Consider the following 16,783-nt stretch of genomic DNA (forward strand, 5'->3'; position numbering starts at 1 on the left):
TTTCCCGGAAAAACAACAATCATGAAATCGAACATCAATAAATACATTTTTTTTCCACTGCTGGCAGGCGCCGCTCTTTTTGCTTCGTGCAACAAAGACGTTGAAGAAGCACAACCCGTTACTGTTACGCCTGGATCGGGCCAATCCATTGCTGCCGTTATTAACAGTGATGCCAGCTTTACCATTTTAAAAGCTGCGATTGCACGTGCCGCCACCAGTTCGGCAACACCGAGCCTGGGCGCCTTGCTGTCGGACTCCACAGCCGTGTACACCGTGTTTGCGCCGACCGATGCGGCCTTTCAGCAAAGCTTTGCATTGCTCGGCATTCCCCAGGCTGTTGGCATCAATGCCTTCAGTCCCGGACAACTGGACTCTATTCTACGTTACCACGTCGTTGGGGGACAAAAGTTGATGAGCAGTATGCTGCCATCGGCGTATCCGAATCCAAACCTGCAATTGCCTACTTTGCTCGAACTGGCCAAACCGTCGGCGGCTATTCCTCCGGGTTTGCGCATGCCGGTCTTTCCCTCTAAAATCAACGGTGCCTGGGTAAACAACATTCCGCTCACCGGAGTGGATATACAGGCCTCGAATGGTGTTATACACAAGACCGGGCTTGTTGTTGCACCACCATCAACTGTTTTATGGAGCCGGATTGCAACCGATCCGAACCTGACTTACCTGAAAGCGGCGATCGACAGGGCCGATACAGGTGTGCCGGCCGATTCAACATTGCGTGCAGCTTTCTTAAACCCTGCTGCAAATTTCACTCTCTTTGCACCGACCAACCTGGCCTTTCAACAACTGCTGACAGTACAAATCACACAGGCTTTGATGGCAATGAATGTTCCGCAGGCCCAGGCGCAGGCACAAGCGCAAGCACTGGCCTCTACACCAGCTGTTTTTGCAAACCCCGCACTGGCAACTGTGCTGACTCCCACATTGGTCAAAGGGCTGATTGCGTATCATTTGTTGGGCACTAACCCGGTTGTTTCTTCGACGAAAGTCATTGTGAACGGACTTCGTGTCTTTTCAGCGAATATTCCAACAACGGCGACAAACGTAAAGACCTACCTGAACGGTACAACGCAAACGTATTTGCATCCGGGAGTCATCATCCAGGCAATGTTAGGCGCCACCGGCGTCACGGCTGCAACCGTAAAAGGCGTGGCCAACGCGACAGCGTCAAACGTCCAGATCAACCCAATGCCGGGAACCGGCACCAGCGATCAGCACTATGTTAACGGTGTGCTACACGTGATCGACCAGGTGCTGCGTCCGCAATAAAGAGTTTAGTTTTGTTTCGCATAAAAAAAGCCATTCGGTATCGAATGGCTTTTTTTATGTGTGATAACCGTTATTTCGTGCCGGTTTTCACCCGGTCATATAAGAGGTGAATTAAGCCATCTGCCAGACCAATCTTGGGAACAAAAATCTCGTCCGCATCGGCCCAATTCATCACGTTGATGTAAATAAGCAGGGCTGGAACAATCACGTCGGCGCGGTCTTCGCGAAGGTGATAAACCGATATCCGTTGTTGTACGGAAAGTGCACTGAATTCCTTGTAATAATTCCGCAGCAGTTCCAGCGAAAGCGGCTTTCCTTCTTTTCGTTTGGACAGCGAAAAAACTTTGTTGATGTTGCCGCCCGAGCCGATGGCGGTAATGTGATGATAGCCGCGTAATTTTTCACGTATGAAGTTGCGCATTTCCGCCCAATATTCCTGGGTTACCTGGTTTTTGAGCAGGCGGATGGTCCCGATGTTGAACGAACGCTGGGTGACAAGTTTACCGTCGCTGAAAAACGTTAACTCCGTGCTGCCACCGCCGACATCGATGTACAAATACGACTCGTAGGTGTTGAGGTTATCGGCAAAGTGATTCTCGTAAATGTAGGTCGCTTCCTCTTCCCCCGATATAACGCTGATGGAAATGCCCGTTTCGTCTTTCACCCGGCCAAGAATCTCGGCCGCATTCCCGGCATCCCGCATGGCGGAGGTCGCGGCGGTGATCAGGTGTTCCACTTCGTACACATCCAGGAGATTTTTATAGGCTTTGATGGTGGTTACAAATTTGTTGGCTTTTTCCTCCGAAATATTCCCGGTATCGAAAACATCGAAACCAAGACGCAGGGGTACCCGCACCAGCGACAGTTTTACAAATTCGGGAACGCCTTTCGGTGTTTGAATGACATCGTTGATCAGGAGACGGGCGGCGTTACTACCGATATCAATGGCTGCTAACTTCAAGGGGCTGTTCGATTTTGTTGCGTAAATAAAAATAGGTTTCGTACTGCGAACGGATGCGTGGTTCGTCGTCCTCCGGCGTTACATAATTATTGGCGAGACTGTTATCCAGCACCCGTGCCTTTACATTGTCGTGTAGCTGAATGGTCAGTATATCTTTCAGTTCCTTTTGAATTACGGGGTCCAGGATCGGGCAGGAGGCTTCGACACGGTGATCCAGGTTTCGGATCATCCAGTCGGCCGACGAAATGAACATCCGTTCCTGTCCGCCATTCTGAAAGATCCAGACCCTAGCGTGCTCGAGGTATTCGTCCACAATGCTGAGTGCCTTGACCTGTTTGACATATTTTTCGTTTTGCGTCAGCATGCAAAAAATACCCCGGACAATCAGCTTGATCTCCACCCCCGATTTGGCGGCCGTATACAATTCGTCGATGATCTCGACATCGGAAAGAGAATTCATTTTGGCACAGATCGAAGCCGGTATTCCTTTTTGTGCATTCTTTATTTCCGTATGGATCATTTTAATGATCTCCTTGCGGGCAAAGAGAGGGGACGGGAGGAGGGTGGTGCAGGCTTTTAAAAAATGTGTGCCTGTTTTGTGGTGTTCTATATAGCTGAAGATCCTGTTGGCATCGGTCATGATGGCTTTGTTGGATGTCAGCAGGCAATGATCCGCGTATACTTTGGCCGTGTCCTCGTTCAGGTTGCCCGTGCTGATAAAGCCATACTGCACGATCGTATCGCCAACCCGCTTGCGGATGATGCAAAGTTTGGCGTGCACCTTCATGTTGGGAATTCCGGTCAGTACTTTCACGCCTTCTTCTTCCAGCGTTTTTTTCCAGGCCAGGTTGGCTTCTTCGTCAAAACGGGCTTTTAGTTCCAACATCACCGTTACCTGTTTGCCGTTGCGAACGGCATTGATCAGCGCATTGACCACTTTCGACTGTTTGGCCATGCGGTAGGCCGTGATCTTAATGGTTGTTACATCCGGATCGATTGCCGCTTCCCGCAACAAGTCAATGACCGGGTTGAACGAATGATAAGGAAAGTGGAGCATCAGGTCCTGCTGCATCACCACGTCCGATACCCGTCGTTCTTCCAGCATCGGGTGATGGAAAGGCTTGCGCCGCGTTGCTGTTGCTTTGAAAACACCCCGCGGAAAATCCATGAACTCGCGGAAATTGTGAATGCGTCCGCCGGGAATGATGTTGTCGCGTTTGGAAAGATTCAGTTTGCGGATCAAAAACTCCAACAGTCCCGGGTCCATTTCCTTGTCGTAAACAAAGCGTACCGGTTTTCCTTTACGCCGGTTCTTCAGGCCTTTTTCAATTTTTTCCATCAACGAGGTCGACACGTCATTATCCAGGTCGATCTCGGCATCTTTCGTCACCTTGAAAACACTTGCATGGTACTGGTCGTATCCGAAATAAACGAAGGTTTCCGGCAAATTGAAGCGGATGACATCCTCGAGTAAAATGATGTGTTGCTCTCCATCCGGAGAAGGGAGCAGCAGGAAACGGCTCATCACACGAGTCGGCACCTCGATGATGGAATACATGCGTTTGAGAGCACTTTCCTTCCGCCACATCACCACGCCAAGGTAGATGGATTTGTCGCGGAGATAGGGGAGTTCCGGGATGGTTTCGATCATCAGCGGAATGATATTGGGGCTGACTTCTTCGTCGTAATAATTGGTTACAAAATCCTGCTGCTCGGGGTTGAGGTCTTTTTCGGTAACCAGGAAAATCTTTTCTTCCCGCATTTCTTCCAGGATCAGTTCCCATATCCGGTTGAATTCGCTTTGCTGGTTCAGGACCGTCATCTGGATTTCTTCGAGGATTTGCTCGGGATGGGTTTCCAAATGCATCTTGGCTTTATTGCCGAACTGGATCATGCGTTTAAGTGTTGCCACGCGAACCCGGAAAAATTCATCCAGGTTGTTGGAAAAAATGCCGAGAAAACGGATGCGTTCGCGGAGTGGAACGGTGGGGTCGGCGGCTTCCTGTAAAACACGTGCATTGAACGAGAGCCAACTGATGTCCCGTTGTATGCCCTTTATTTTTTGATTCGACATATGGTTATCCATCATATCAATAAATATACCTAAACCCACCTTATTCCGCAAGAAGCGTGTTCACGGTAAAGCGCAGTTGCACGCCGGGTGCCAGCACCAGCGCAATGAACCCGGTGTGCTATGGATGTCTTACCTGTTCCCATTTGCCGGCGGGCTTTGCATTTTTTCAATGATGGACGTCGTGGAAAATCCCTGTACAATGGGATTGATGATCACTTTGCCGCCGCGTTCCAGCACTTCTTTTGCACCGGCAATATCTTCTACTTTGTAGTCACCGCCTTTCACCAGTACATCGGGTTGCAGGGCAACAATAAGGTCGCGGGGTGTTGGTTCGGAAAAAATAACGACGGCATCGACCACGCCAAGGGCAGAGAGAACGGTGGCTCTAGCCTGTTCGTCATTCACAGGCCGGCTTTCACCTTTCAGTTGCCTGACGGAAGAATCGGAGTTGAGAGCGACGACCAGCACATCGGCATGTTGTGCCGCTTCGGTCAGTGACGCAATGTGGCCGGCATGAAGAATATCGAAGCAGCCGTTGGTGACAGCAATTGTCTTTCCCTGCCTGTGCCATTCTGCAGCTTTTTGTCGGAGGTCAGAGAGGGGCAATATCTTGGTCTGTAAGTTTTGTGCGGGTCTCACTGGGTCGTTTGTTTTTGTTGTGGTAAGAAAACAGGGCGCTGAAAAGTATGCCGGCAACGACAATGATGACCGTTTGCACGGTCCAGAGCAGCCACCCAAGTGCATTGCCGATCGTTGCTTCATCCAGCCCATAGAGGCCAATCAATTTCGAGACGAGCAGCGGGTAGGCGCCGATACCGCCCGGCGTAATGACCATTCCCACGCTGCCGATGGCCAGGGTAGTCAGGCCTCCGCCAATTCCAAGGTGTGCCGTTTCCTGTAGGGCATAAATGCCGATGGTCGTACTACCCAGGTACATCAGCCAGATCAGTAGGGTGTGAAATAAAAACCAGCCTTTGTTTTTAATAAAGCGAATGCTTTGCAGGCCATGAAGAATGCCTTTCACCACGGTCTTAATTTTTCCGACAGCATCGATGTGGCCAAAGCGTTTGAGAACGATATAAAAAACAAGCAGAAAGATGATAAAGCCGCCAACGTAGAGTGCCATTTTTGTACCAGACGTGTGGCCAGCTTTGTCGCGGAAAAAATCGCCGAACAACGAAGTAACGTAGTCGCCGATGATATGTCCCTGGAAATAAAGTGCGGTAATAAAAGCAACAACCAGGCAAACAACATCAACGGCTCGTTCCATGACAATCGTTCCAACCAGCCGATCGGCCCGCACTTTTTCATACCGGGCAAGCAGCGTGCATTTTACCACTTCGCCCAAACGCGGCACACCGGCATTAACAAGGTAGCCGATCATAACGGCAGCAAATGTATTGAAGCGGCTCGGATGGTATCCCAATGGCTCCATGAGGATGCGCCAGCGCATGGCCCTGCTGTAATGACTTAAGATGAGCATGCCGCAGACAGGAAGAATCAGCCAGAGGCGGGCACGATGCAGGGAGCTTTTAATCTGTAACCATTGTTCATAATTGATCTTCCGTACAGAAAGCCAAACAAATAAAACGCCAAGCCCGAGAAAAAAAACATACTGTAGTATGGTAACAATGGGTTTCTTCATGCCAAGTGAAGATAGGAAGGGAATATCGAACAGGTGAACAAGGAATGAAGAATGTTAAAGTAACCGCCCCTGTTCATCCTCTTCTTCGAAATGCGGTCTGCCCGGTAGCGGAAACAGCATGAGCCGAAGACACTTCATTCGTGACTATCTCCTTGTTCGACTGTTCTTCGGTTTTTACAGCCTGTTCCCTTCTTTGGGGAAAACAATCCAGGGCTTGAAGGTTTTCGCCTCTTCAAAAGGAAGGGAGCAGTAGGAAATGATTACAACAACATCGCCGGTCATTCCTTTGCGTGCTGCGGGGCCGTTGAGGCAACAAACACCGGAGCCCCGCTTGCCTTTAATCAGGTAGGTGTCCAGGCGTTCGCCATTGTTGACATTGACGACCGTCACTTTCTCGTTCTCGATAAAGTTGGCCGCATCCATCAGGTCTTCGTCCAATGTTAAGCTACCCACATAGTGAAGGTTGGCTTCGGTGATTACAGCGCGGTGGACCTTCGACTTTAAAACAGAAATGTTCATACTGGCCGCAAAGTTAGATGATGATGGTAAAGTGTTTGTTAATTCACCGGCAGGTTGTCGATGAGGCGAATGTCTCCCAAAAAGGCAGCCACCAATGCCACTGCAGGTTTCGCTCTATCATTAACGGGGAGCAGGGTTTGTGTATCAACAATTTCAAAATAGTCAACCACGAATCCTTTTTCCGTCAGGCTTCGCATCGCCTCCTGTTTGATGACTTCAATCGGTTTTGAAGGGAGAGCCTCCTTGCTTTTGCGCAGCTCTTCAAACAGTGCCGGCGCCAGGGCCCGTTGGCTTTGCGACAAACGGAGGTTGCGGCTGCTCATGGCCAGCCCGTCTTTTTCGCGGACGGTCGGGGAGATGCGGAGGGTGACCTGTTCGTTGCGGCCGGTAAGAGACAGCAGTTTTTGAATTACCTGGCATTGTTGAAAGTCTTTTTGTCCCAGGTAGAGAAAAGTCGGGTTGACGATTTCCAGCAACCGATCGACAACCTGGCAAACGCCCTGGAAGTGGCCCGGCCGGTAATGCCCTTCGAGCACCGTTTCCAGTGTTCCCAAGTCATAGACGCCGGCCTTGTAACCGGGCGGATAAATCTCTTCAACAGAGGGAAGGAACAGAACATCGCAGCCGTGGGAAACCAAAAGATCAATATCTTTTTCGAGGGTGACCGGGTATTTTTTAAAATCGTCGGGGTTATTGAATTGTGTCGGATTGACAAAAATGCTGCAAATGCTGAGCTGTGCCTCTTTTTTTGCCTGGTCCAGCAGCGATATGTGCCCGTTATGCAAAGCCCCCATCGTCGGAAAAAAACCAATCGTCGTGCCGTTCTTTTTTTGATCTGAAAGGAATTGGTTCAGCGCCTTCGCTTCTTTGAAAAGGATCATGCCGGAGGTTTAAGATCGTGTCGGTGTTACATGACAAAAATAATTGCTTACCTTTGCCAACTTTAAGTTTTATCTAAATCGCGTACAATGTCAGCAAAGAAAAGGATTTTATTTATTGCCAACGAAATGTCACCTTACCTTGAGTTGACTGAATTTTCTGAAGTAGTAAATAAGCTGGCCATCAAAGCGAACGAAGGTGGTTTTGAAGTTCGCTGCATCATGCCGCGTTTTGGTGCGATCAACGAACGCCGCCACCGCCTGCACGAGGTAGTGCGTCTTTCGGGTATCAATATTTCCATCGACAACGAAGATTTTCCCTTACAGATTAAAGTGGCGTCGTTGCCGAATGCCCGCTTGCAGGTTTATTTCCTTGACAACGAAGACCTTTTTAAACGCAAGTCGATCTTTACCGACGAGAGCGAAACCTGGTTTGACGATAACGGTCTGCGTACGGTGTTTTTCTGCAAAGGCGCTCTGGAGACGGTCAAAAAGTTTGGCTGGCCCCCGGACATCATTCATTGCAGCGGCTGGATGACTGGATTGATTCCAATGTACCTGAAAACGGTGTACAAAAAGGAGCCGGTATTTTCGCACAGTAAAGTCATCTATACGCTTGGACAAACAACATTTAAAGAAAAGCTGGAAAGCGATTTTATTAAAAAGGCGCAGATCAGCACCGCGTTGAAAGACAAAGACTTTGAACCGTTCAAAGAGTCCAATAACCTTGCTTTGATGCGGATTGGTGCCACGTATGCCGATGCGATCACATTTGGAACAGATACGCCGGATAAGAAGCTGGTGGACGAGTTCTCAAAAGTGAAAGGAAAGAAGACATTGCCCTACAACGCGGAAAGTGATTTAACAGACTATTTACAACTCTATGGCGATCTTGCGAGCAAGTAAAATATTTTACTCACAGGTTAATTTTTCGATGTGAAGCTCAAAGGTTTGTCTGCTCTTCTCACGCTTGGTTTAATTGTTTTTTTCTTCTCCTGCACCAAATTAAATGAGCCCACACAACTCGGCGATGGTTTGATCCCGGCGGTTGACAATGTCAATACGTTTGATACGACTCTCACCGTTTTTGCCGACTACCATCTCTCAGCCGATTCTATCCGGAATCTGATTTCGGATCAAATGGCGCTTGGCCGCATCGACGACCCGGTGTTTGGTTCTACCACGGCCGACATGTTTTTTAACCTGAGCAGCCCGGTGTACAGCGCATCGCCGTTTACCAACAAAGACTCCGTAATCGCTATCGACTCCGTTGTGCTGTCGCTTGCGTATACCGGTGCATACGGTGATACGTCTGCAGCCAGCCAGTTAAATGTGGAAGTTTCCGAAATCCAGCCGGGTACAGATTTCAACGATACAACACTTTACCGTTACGATCATCCGGGTTTTAACACCGGTACTGTTTTCGGAACCAAATCATTTAACCTGGCAAGCCTGAAAGACAGTATCACGCTGATCCGCAGAACCGACACATCGAAAGTGGCTAACGTGTTACGCATCCGTCTTGATAATACCCTGGGTTCACGCCTGGCCCAATTTGACACAACCAGCAACGCTCCGTATAAAAGTGATTCGCTTTTCAGGGCTGCCTTTCGCGGATTGGCTGTCAAAACGACGAGCGCCAGCAATCCGGGAGCCCTGGCTTATTTTAACCTGTCCAGCGCTGCGGGTACAGGACTGACCGTATACTTCCGCAAGAAGAACGGCGGTGTCGACACCGCGTCGGCTACATTCGTTCATAGCACCTATAGCCAGGCCAATTCGGTTCGTCGCACGGCTGCCGGTGAGTTCCTGGCCAACCTGAATAAGACATCACCACAAAAGCTTTATATCCAGTCTTCGCCTTCGGGTTCGTATGTTTCGGTGAACGTGCCAGGTTTACAGGCATTTCCCAATAAGGTGATCCATTATGCCGAATTGGTAGCTTACCGCATCCCTTCCGCATCTGATGCAGTTTTTACCACGCCCAGGACGTTGCTACTCGATCACAAAGGCACCACCGATACGGCGCACCTGTTTGACAACGATGTGCAGATTACTTCGACCGGGTCGGTTGATCTGAGCCTGTTTGGCGGTTACCTGCGATCGGATAACAGCTATCGCTTCAACATCACCCGCTATGTACAGGGGATTGCAACCCGGAAAGAGCCCAATGATACCATGCGGATTTACGCCCCGTTGCGGAGTTATCTCTTTTCGAAATCCGTGGGACAGGAACTCGCTGTTCCGGCCATTAGCAATATCGCCAAAGGCCGCGTTGTGCTGGCTGGGGATAGTTATCCTGATCCGGCTTTACGCTTGCGTTTGCACATCATTTATTCCAACCTTTGATAAATGGCGGGTGTCGTTATATTTGCACCCGATTTAAAAAATTCCTGGGGAAAGTCAACCCCCAAACCTAAAAAATAGTTGCATGCCTTATTTATTTACGTCTGAAAGTGTATCCGAAGGTCATCCCGATAAAGTTGCCGACCAGATTTCCGATGCGCTCATCGATCATTTTTTAGCTTTTGACCCGGAATCAAAAGTTGCCTGCGAAACATTGGTAACAACCGGACAGGTGGTTCTGGCCGGCGAGGTCAAGTCAAAAGCTTACCTGGATGTGCAGGAAATTGCCCGCCAGGTGATTCGCCGGATTGGTTACACCAAAAGCGAATACATGTTTGAAGCCAACTCCTGTGGCGTGCTTTCTGCCATTCACGAGCAGTCGGCCGATATTAACCAGGGTGTTGACAGGAAGAAAAAAGAGGAGCAAGGCGCTGGCGACCAGGGAATGATGTTTGGCTATGCTACGGCCGAGACAGAAGACTATATGCCGCTGGCACTTGACCTGGCGCACAAGTTGCTGCAGGAACTGGCTGCCCTGCGTCGCGAAAACAAGCAGATCAAATACCTGCGTCCGGATGCAAAAAGCCAGGTAACGCTTGAGTACGATGACAATAACCGTCCTGTCCGCATCGATGCTATTGTGATTTCTACACAACACGACGATTTCGATACCGAAGCGAAAATGCAGGAGAAGATCCAAAAAGACGTGATCAATATTTTGATTCCCCGTGTGAAATCAAAATATAAGAAGTATGCTAAACTGTTCAACGGCGGCATTAAATACCACATCAACCCAACGGGAAAGTTTGTGATTGGAGGTCCGCACGGTGATACCGGTTTAACCGGCCGTAAGATTATTGTTGACACCTACGGCGGAAAAGGCGCCCACGGTGGCGGAGCATTCAGCGGTAAAGATCCTTCCAAAGTTGACCGCTCAGCAGCCTATGCTACGCGTCACATTGCTAAAAACCTGGTTGCTGCCGGTGTTTGCGACGAGGTGCTGGTACAGGTTTCCTACGCTATCGGTGTTGCCCAGCCAATGGGTATTTATGTAAATACGCACGGCACCGCCAAAGTGGACATGACCGACGGTGAAATTGCCAGCGTGGTAGAAAGCGTGTTCGATATGCGTCCTTACTTTATCGAGCAGCGCCTGAAACTGCGCACACCGATCTACAGCGAAACCGCAGCCTACGGCCACATGGGCCGCAAGCCGGAAGTCGTGACCAAAGAGTTTACGTCACCCGATGGCAAAACAGTAAAAAAGAAGGTAGAATTGTTTACCTGGGAAAAACTGGATTATGTACCGAAAGTGAAAAAAGCATTCGGATTGAAATAAAAAAAAGGAGGCTGTATTTTCAGCCTCTTTTTTTGCCCCTGTCGGGAAAGTAAAAAAATGTACTTAACTTAGTAAAAAATTAAACTATGCAGGCGAAGGAAGCGGCCGTGGTGTATCAAACCCTCAATCCTCTTACAAAGGTTGCATCCAAAAAGGCCAAGGTCATCCCCGTTTATCAATGGAATTCGTTTGAGAAGATTGATGCCATCAAGGAAGGCGTGTCGAAGGAAGAACTGGAGAACCTGAAAAATGGTGCGGAACTGGATTACGATACGATGGCAAAGCTGTTGAATGTGACTAAAACAACACTCCACAGCAAGAAAGGCAAAGCAAAGTTTGACCAATATATCAGTGAGCGGATTTTTCTGATCGCCGATCTTTATTCATATGGCTACGAGGTTTTTGGCAACCGGCAAAAGTTCAACAATTGGATGAAGACGGAAAACGCGGCGCTGGCCGGCATTACACCGTTAAGCCTGGTTGATACCCTGTATGGAATTGAAGAAGTCAAACATTTGATTGGCCGGATTGCTTACGGCGTTTACAGCTGATAGAAGATGGAGGTTTATCATTTGGGCACGACGATGTATGCCCGGCAATTGACAGGAGAGGGGGCAAAGTTGTTTGGCGGACGGTGGAATGTGATCGGGTGTCCCTGCATCTATACCGCAGGATCTAAGGCGCTGTGTGCGTTGGAATATGCGGCCAATGTTTTGTTGGAACAAATGCCCGAAGATTTATCGTTTACGACCTACGAAATTCCCGACGGGAGCTGGGAAAATTTTCAAACCAAAGATTTACCTACGGGCTGGGCAAGTTCACCGGCATCATTGCATGTTAAAGAATGGGGTACCCGGCATCTGCAAAATCACCTGGCCCTTCGGCTTCCTTCCATTGTCATCCCGTCAGAATTTAATTACATCCTGAACCCGCTTCACCCCGATTTTAAAAAAGTACGCATAAAAGAAGTAGAGCCTTTTACTTTTGACAGGCGAATCAAAAAATAATCAGCCGTTGAAAAATTTTCGATCACAAAGCAGGCCTAAAAAAAGTTCACTGGTCATTGGGAAGAAGGCCGTTCTGGAAGCCATCAAAACCGGCAAGGCACTCGAACGGATCTACTTGCAAAACAACCTTGGCGGAAAAGAACTAACTGAGATCTCCAACCTGGCTACGCAAAACCAGATTCCAGTTAATAAAGTGCCGGCGGTAAAGCTGGACAGCTTCAACGTTCCCCATCATGAAGGCTGCGTGGCCATGCTATCACGGATTCACTACCAGGACCTGCAGGATGTGATCTCGTTCGTGGTGGAAAAAGGAGAGACACCGCTGTTTCTAATCCTTGACGGCATCACCGATATCCGCAACATTGGTGGCATTGCCCGTACAGCGCTGTGCACCGGTGTGCAGGCCATCATTATACCCGACAAAGGTGTGGGCATGCTGAACGAAGACGCGATCCTGACATCGGCAGGTGCGCTGGAAAAACTGGCCGTTTGCCGGGTCAACAGTTTACTGAAAGCCGTGGATGAATTGCACCTGAACGGCATTAAAGTACTGGCAAGTGAAATGACAGCGAAGAAAGCCGTCTTTGAACTTGATTTAACAGAGCCGGCGGCCATTATCATGGGCAGCGAGGAAAAGGGCATTTATCCTGCACTGATGAAAGCAAGCGACGAGAAATTCAAGATACCCATGGCGAATGACTTTGAATCACTCAACGTTTCGGTCGCAACCGGGATGATCCTGTATGAAGTGATGAAGCAACGCCTGTTCAACAAAGCGTAAACTGGCCGTATGGAAACGAATCCTGTTCAGCTTGTCGAATGTCCCCGTGATGCCATGCAAGGCTGGCCACACCTGATCCCCACACAACAAAAAATTGACTACATCAATGCGTTGTTGGACGTCGGTTTTCACACCATTGATTTTGGTTCTTTTGTTTCTCCCAAAGCCATTCCGCAGATGGCTGATACAAAAGAAGTCTTGAAAGGACTGAACTGGCAGCAGACCATTTCCAAACTGTTGGCCATAGTGGTCAATGTGCGTGGCGCGGAAGAAGCCGTTCAATATGATGAAATCACGTATCTCGGTTTTCCTTTTTCTATCTCCGAAACGTTTCAGCAGCTGAATACCAACAGTTCCATCGCCGAAAGCCTGCAGCGGGTAGAAGAAATCCAAAACCGCTGTGTACAAAAAGGAAAGCAGTTGGTGATTTACCTGAGCATGGGCTTTGGAAATCCGTACGGCGATGAATACAGTGCGGACGTGCTGCTGCGTTGGGCCGGGGAAATGATAAAGCGGGACATTCAGATTCTGTCTTTGGCAGATACGGTTGGTGTGGCTACCCCAGGGCAGATTGCCTTTGCATTGAACACGCTCATTCCTAAATACCCGCAAACGACGATCGGTGTTCATTTGCACTCAACCCTGGAAAACTGGCGGGAGAAACTGGATGCTGCGGTTGGTGCAGGCTGCAGGCGCATCGACGGTGCGTTGAAAGGTATTGGTGGTTGTCCCATGGCCGGCAATGCGCTTGTCGGGAATATGAATACAGAGCTGATCATCTCATCCCTCGAAGAAAAAAAATTGCTGGAGGGACTAAATAAAGTAGCCTTGCAAAAGTGCCTGCAACTTGCTTCCTCTATCTTTTTATAATTCGTGTCATGAAGTTTCGTTTTGAATTCGACATAAAAAGGCTGCCAGAGCCCATTACACACCGGCACAGGTTACTGCTGATCGGCTCGTGTTTTACAGAGAATATTGGCGAGAAGCTTGACCGGTACAAATTCACGACACTGCAAAATCCTAATGGGATTTTGTTCAACCCGGTGAGTGTGGCCGAAGCGTTGACAGATTATATCGAGGAAAAAGAAACAACGAAAGAGGACCTGTTTTACCTGAATGAAGCCTGGCACAGCTGGAAGCACCACAGCCGGTTTTCTGGTTTTACGGAAGAGGAGGCACTGCAAAAGATCAATGCGTCAACTAAAACAGCGCACCGTTTTTTGAAAGAAGCGGATTACCTGGTGATCACGTTGGGATCTTCATGGATTTATACGCTGACCGAAAAAGCAGAAAATGCAAAACTTGGTGCCGTGGCGGCCAATAACCACAAGGCGCCGGCCGATTGGTTTTATCGAAGGCTGATGACTGCGGAAGAAGTGCTCCGTGTACTAGACAACGTGATTCACCGTCTTTTCCTTTTCAATCCAAAACTGAAGATCATTTTCACCATCAGTCCCGTGCGGCATTTGCGGGAAGGGGTTGTGGAAAATAACCGCAGCAAGGCGGTGCTGGTCAGCGCCGTTCATCACCTGGTGGATAAGTTCGACAAGCTGTTTTATTTTCCCGCTTACGAACTGGTGATCGATGACCTCCGCGATTATCGTTTTTTTGCAGAAGACCTGGTCCACCCTAACTATTTTGCAACGCAGTACGTATGGGAGAAACTCGTTGATTCTTGTATGGATGAAAAAACGAAGGAATTAATGGAAGAAATCCATTCGATCAACCTGGCTTTTCGACACAAGCCCTTCAATCCGGCTTCGGAACAACATAAAAAGTTTCTCTGGAGTTATTATCAAAAAACAAAAGATATGCAGGAAAAATATTCTTACCTAAACCTGCAAAAAGAGCTGGATTTTTTTCTGCAGAGCGATTAGTCGCTTTTCATCTGATTATTGTCTAAAACCATTAACGATTTACTTTGCGGCTAGTGCATCCGGTCGCCTCTTGTTTCCAGTGTTTTCATGATCTCCGATTCGTGGGCCAGCCATTCCTGCCAGCGCCTGCGCACTTTTTCTTTATCGATATAGGTTTCGGCCAGTTCAATGAACAAGGTGTAATGCCCGGCCTCGCTTTCCATAAAGCGACGGTAAAATTTGCGCAGGTAGGCGTCGTCCAGCCCTTCGCTCAGTCGCTTGAAACGTTCACAACTCCTGGCTTCGATCATGGCCATCATCAGGAGTTGATCGAGGAACCGGCCTTCTTCCGAACCGCCTTTCTGGCAAAACTGGATGAGGGCATTTACGTACTCATCGCGCCGTTGTTTACCCAACGACCAGCCACGTTTTTTCAGTTCGGCCAGCACCAGCCGGAAGTGTCCCCATTCTTCGGTAACGATCGGTGCCAGCGCATTCACCAGTTCTTCTTTTTGGCTATAGCGTTGGATGATGGAGATACAGGACGTAGCAGCTTTTTGCTCGCAGTAGGCGTGGTCAATCAAAACGTCTTCCAACGAAATTTGTGCAAGGTTGATCCAGCGCGGATCCGTGGGAAGTTGCAAACCAAGAATGGCCTTCGTGTCAGTTGAGATGTTGGCGTCAAACTCGCTCATGCTGCAAAAATAATTTGTGTGAATGATGAATGACAGATCAAAAGCGATCATTCGAGCCCAGGTAAACCTTTAATTCGCTATTGAACCCATCTGAAACCATTTTCCAGCACTCCTAACATGCGTTACATTTGCTTCGCTAAAAATGCTATATGAATAAAACAGTTTATATCGTTTCTGCCGTACGTACGCCGATGGGCTCTTTCGGCGGTGTTCTGAAAGATGTTCCTGCTCCGCAACTCGGAGCCACCGCCATTAAAGCGGCGCTGGAAAAAGCAGGCGTTCATCCCGACATGGTGGATGAGGCGCTGATGGGCTGTGTGATGCAAGCCAACCTGGGACAGGCACCTTCCCGCCAGGCCGCAAAAGCTGCCGGCCTACCGGATAAGGTCATTTGCACCACGGTGAACAAAGTTTGTGCAAGCGGGATGAAAGCCATCATGCAGGGAGCACAAAGCATTTTGCTGGGCGACGCAGAGATCGTGGTGGCAGGCGGTATGGAAAATATGAGTGCTGTTCCTTTTTATGTCCCCGCCCTTCGCTGGGGCAACAAGTACGGTGAAACGGCTTTGGTGGACGGCTTGCAAAAAGACGGGCTGACCGATTGCTACGGAAATTTTGCCATGGGCTGCGCCGCTGATATCTGTGCCGCAGAAAACAAGATCAGTCGCGAAGAACAGGATGCCTTTGCCATTGAAAGTTACAAACGCAGCCAGGCAGCCTGGGACGAAGGCCGCTTTAAGGAAGAAGTTGTGCCGGTGGTGATCTCTTCCAAAAAAGGCGAAGTGGTGGTGGACCGTGATGAAGAGCCCTGGAACGTAAAGTTTGATAAAATTGCCAGCCTGAAACCGGCATTCGGAAAAGAAGGAACCGTAACCGCAGCCAACGCCAGCACTATGAATGACGGAGCGGCTGCCGTGGTTTTAATGAGCAAGGAAAAGGCGGATGAACTGGGCATAAAGCCAATTGCTGTGATTCGCAGCTATGCCGATGCCGAACAGGAGCCAACCTGGTTTACCACAACGCCGAGTATTGCTGTCCCGAAAGCGGTAAAAAAAGCCGGGCTGGAAATGAGCGACCTCGATTACGTGGAGCTGAACGAAGCGTTCAGCGTGGTGGGTATTGTCAACACAAAAGATATGCACCTTGATCCTGCAAAGGTCAATGTGAACGGCGGTGCCGTTTCGTTGGGACACCCGCTTGGCTGCAGCGGCGCCAGGATCATTGTCACGTTGATCCATGTACTGAAACAAAAAGGTGGCAGGATCGGAGCGGCCGGTATTTGCAACGGCGGTGGCGGTGCCAGTGCGATGGTCATCGAACTGGTATGAGTCAGCGAGCAGTACATTGCATGTAGCAAGTAGTCGTCAAGTGTCAACAATCTTTTCGACAAAAACC

At 49.1% G+C, this 16,783-nt stretch carries 17 protein-coding genes; 10 read left to right on the forward strand and 7 right to left on the reverse strand.

The features are described from left to right. The first annotated feature begins 21 nt into the window (after positions 1–21). Positions 22–1,287, forward strand: a complete 1,266-nt coding sequence (locus D6024_RS14910; protein ID WP_162944783.1) for a fasciclin domain-containing protein — start codon at positions 22–24, stop codon at positions 1,285–1,287. A 70-nt stretch (positions 1,288–1,357) separates the two neighbouring features. Here D6024_RS14910 and D6024_RS14915 read toward each other — a convergent pair whose 3' ends face one another. The 6 genes from D6024_RS14915 to panC form a co-directional block, all read right to left on the reverse strand. Continuing rightward, entirely contained in the window at positions 1,358–2,248 is an 891-nt protein-coding gene (locus D6024_RS14915; RefSeq protein ID WP_121355448.1) for a Ppx/GppA phosphatase family protein, read from the reverse strand. Beyond that, positions 2,229–4,337, reverse strand: a complete 2,109-nt coding sequence (ppk1, locus tag D6024_RS14920; protein ID WP_240410046.1) for a polyphosphate kinase 1 — start codon at positions 4,335–4,337, stop codon at positions 2,229–2,231. The genes D6024_RS14915 and ppk1 overlap by 20 nt, the downstream gene beginning before the upstream one ends. Positions 4,338–4,451: 114 nt before the next feature. Beyond that, a complete protein-coding gene (gene rfaE2 / locus D6024_RS14925) occupies positions 4,452–4,928 on the reverse strand; it encodes a D-glycero-beta-D-manno-heptose 1-phosphate adenylyltransferase (RefSeq protein ID WP_240410047.1) in 477 nt (158 codons plus the stop codon). Beyond that, positions 4,915–5,967, reverse strand: a complete 1,053-nt coding sequence (locus tag D6024_RS27285; RefSeq protein WP_121355450.1) for a lysylphosphatidylglycerol synthase transmembrane domain-containing protein — start codon at positions 5,965–5,967, stop codon at positions 4,915–4,917. The genes rfaE2 and D6024_RS27285 overlap by 14 nt, the downstream gene beginning before the upstream one ends. A gap of 174 nt (positions 5,968–6,141) precedes the next feature. After that, on the reverse strand, positions 6,142–6,486 hold the full coding sequence (panD, locus tag D6024_RS14935) for an aspartate 1-decarboxylase (protein ID WP_121355451.1): 345 nt from the start codon (positions 6,484–6,486) through the stop codon (positions 6,142–6,144). A gap of 38 nt (positions 6,487–6,524) precedes the next feature. Next, positions 6,525–7,367: a pantoate--beta-alanine ligase gene (panC, locus tag D6024_RS14940; protein ID WP_121355452.1), complete on the reverse strand. Its 843-nt coding sequence runs from the start codon at positions 7,365–7,367 to the stop codon at positions 6,525–6,527. Positions 7,368–7,454: 87 nt separating this feature from the next. Here panC and D6024_RS14945 point away from each other — a divergent pair, with 87 nt between their 5' ends. From D6024_RS14945 to D6024_RS14980, 8 genes are all read left to right on the forward strand, one after another. Further along, the gene (locus D6024_RS14945) at positions 7,455–8,270 is read left to right on the forward strand and encodes a glycogen/starch synthase (RefSeq protein ID WP_121355453.1); all 816 of its coding nucleotides are present in this window, start codon (positions 7,455–7,457) and stop codon (positions 8,268–8,270) included. A 30-nt stretch (positions 8,271–8,300) separates the two neighbouring features. After that, positions 8,301–9,713, forward strand: a complete 1,413-nt coding sequence (locus D6024_RS14950; RefSeq protein ID WP_121355454.1) for a DUF4270 family protein — start codon at positions 8,301–8,303, stop codon at positions 9,711–9,713. Between the two features lie 82 nt (positions 9,714–9,795). Then, positions 9,796–11,049: a methionine adenosyltransferase gene (metK, locus tag D6024_RS14955; protein ID WP_121355455.1), complete on the forward strand. Its 1,254-nt coding sequence runs from the start codon at positions 9,796–9,798 to the stop codon at positions 11,047–11,049. An 86-nt stretch (positions 11,050–11,135) separates the two neighbouring features. Then, complete coding sequence (parS, locus tag D6024_RS14960) at positions 11,136–11,600, forward strand: type II RES/Xre toxin-antitoxin system antitoxin (protein ID WP_121355456.1); 465 nt, start codon at positions 11,136–11,138, stop codon at positions 11,598–11,600. Between the two features lie 6 nt (positions 11,601–11,606). Next, positions 11,607–12,056 carry an RES family NAD+ phosphorylase gene (locus D6024_RS14965; protein ID WP_121355457.1) on the forward strand — a complete coding sequence of 150 codons (450 nt, stop codon included), beginning with the start codon at positions 11,607–11,609 and terminating at the stop codon, positions 12,054–12,056. A gap of 7 nt (positions 12,057–12,063) precedes the next feature. Beyond that, positions 12,064–12,837: a 23S rRNA (guanosine(2251)-2'-O)-methyltransferase RlmB gene (gene rlmB / locus D6024_RS14970; RefSeq protein WP_121355679.1), complete on the forward strand. Its 774-nt coding sequence runs from the start codon at positions 12,064–12,066 to the stop codon at positions 12,835–12,837. A 9-nt stretch (positions 12,838–12,846) separates the two neighbouring features. Beyond that, entirely contained in the window at positions 12,847–13,707 is an 861-nt protein-coding gene (locus D6024_RS14975; protein WP_121355458.1) for a hydroxymethylglutaryl-CoA lyase, read from the forward strand. Positions 13,708–13,715: 8 nt separating this feature from the next. Next, on the forward strand, positions 13,716–14,714 hold the full coding sequence (locus D6024_RS14980; protein ID WP_121355459.1) for a GSCFA domain-containing protein: 999 nt from the start codon (positions 13,716–13,718) through the stop codon (positions 14,712–14,714). A gap of 50 nt (positions 14,715–14,764) precedes the next feature. Here D6024_RS14980 and miaE read toward each other — a convergent pair whose 3' ends face one another. Continuing rightward, positions 14,765–15,388: a tRNA-(ms[2]io[6]A)-hydroxylase gene (miaE, locus tag D6024_RS14985; protein ID WP_205573291.1), complete on the reverse strand. Its 624-nt coding sequence runs from the start codon at positions 15,386–15,388 to the stop codon at positions 14,765–14,767. A 149-nt stretch (positions 15,389–15,537) separates the two neighbouring features. Between miaE and D6024_RS14990 the strand changes: the two genes are divergently transcribed. Continuing rightward, positions 15,538–16,716 (forward strand): thiolase family protein, encoded by a 1,179-nt coding sequence (locus D6024_RS14990; protein WP_121355460.1) that lies wholly within the window; start codon positions 15,538–15,540, stop codon positions 16,714–16,716. The last annotated feature ends 67 nt before the right edge of the window (positions 16,717–16,783 follow it).

The sequence above is a fragment of the Flavisolibacter nicotianae genome (assembly GCF_003628535.1).
GTDB classification, from domain to species: Bacteria; Bacteroidota; Bacteroidia; order Chitinophagales; family Chitinophagaceae; genus Flavisolibacter; species Flavisolibacter nicotianae.

Coding starts and splice junctions, on each gene's coding strand:
- D6024_RS14910 (WP_162944783.1), top strand. CDS start 22: ATGAAATCGAACATCAATAAATACATTTTTTTTCCACTGCTGGCAGGC.
- ppk1 (WP_240410046.1), bottom strand. CDS start 4,337: ATGATGGATAACCATATGTCGAATCAAAAAATAAAGGGCATACAACGG.
- D6024_RS27285 (WP_121355450.1), bottom strand. CDS start 5,967: ATGAAGAAACCCATTGTTACCATACTACAGTATGTTTTTTTTCTCGGG.
- panD (WP_121355451.1), bottom strand. CDS start 6,486: ATGAACATTTCTGTTTTAAAGTCGAAGGTCCACCGCGCTGTAATCACC.
- panC (WP_121355452.1), bottom strand. CDS start 7,367: ATGATCCTTTTCAAAGAAGCGAAGGCGCTGAACCAATTCCTTTCAGAT.
- D6024_RS14945 (WP_121355453.1), top strand. CDS start 7,455: ATGTCAGCAAAGAAAAGGATTTTATTTATTGCCAACGAAATGTCACCT.
- metK (WP_121355455.1), top strand. CDS start 9,796: ATGCCTTATTTATTTACGTCTGAAAGTGTATCCGAAGGTCATCCCGAT.
- parS (WP_121355456.1), top strand. CDS start 11,136: ATGCAGGCGAAGGAAGCGGCCGTGGTGTATCAAACCCTCAATCCTCTT.
- D6024_RS14965 (WP_121355457.1), top strand. CDS start 11,607: ATGGAGGTTTATCATTTGGGCACGACGATGTATGCCCGGCAATTGACA.
- D6024_RS14975 (WP_121355458.1), top strand. CDS start 12,847: ATGGAAACGAATCCTGTTCAGCTTGTCGAATGTCCCCGTGATGCCATG.
- D6024_RS14980 (WP_121355459.1), top strand. CDS start 13,716: ATGAAGTTTCGTTTTGAATTCGACATAAAAAGGCTGCCAGAGCCCATT.
- miaE (WP_205573291.1), bottom strand. CDS start 15,388: ATGAGCGAGTTTGACGCCAACATCTCAACTGACACGAAGGCCATTCTT.
- D6024_RS14990 (WP_121355460.1), top strand. CDS start 15,538: ATGAATAAAACAGTTTATATCGTTTCTGCCGTACGTACGCCGATGGGC.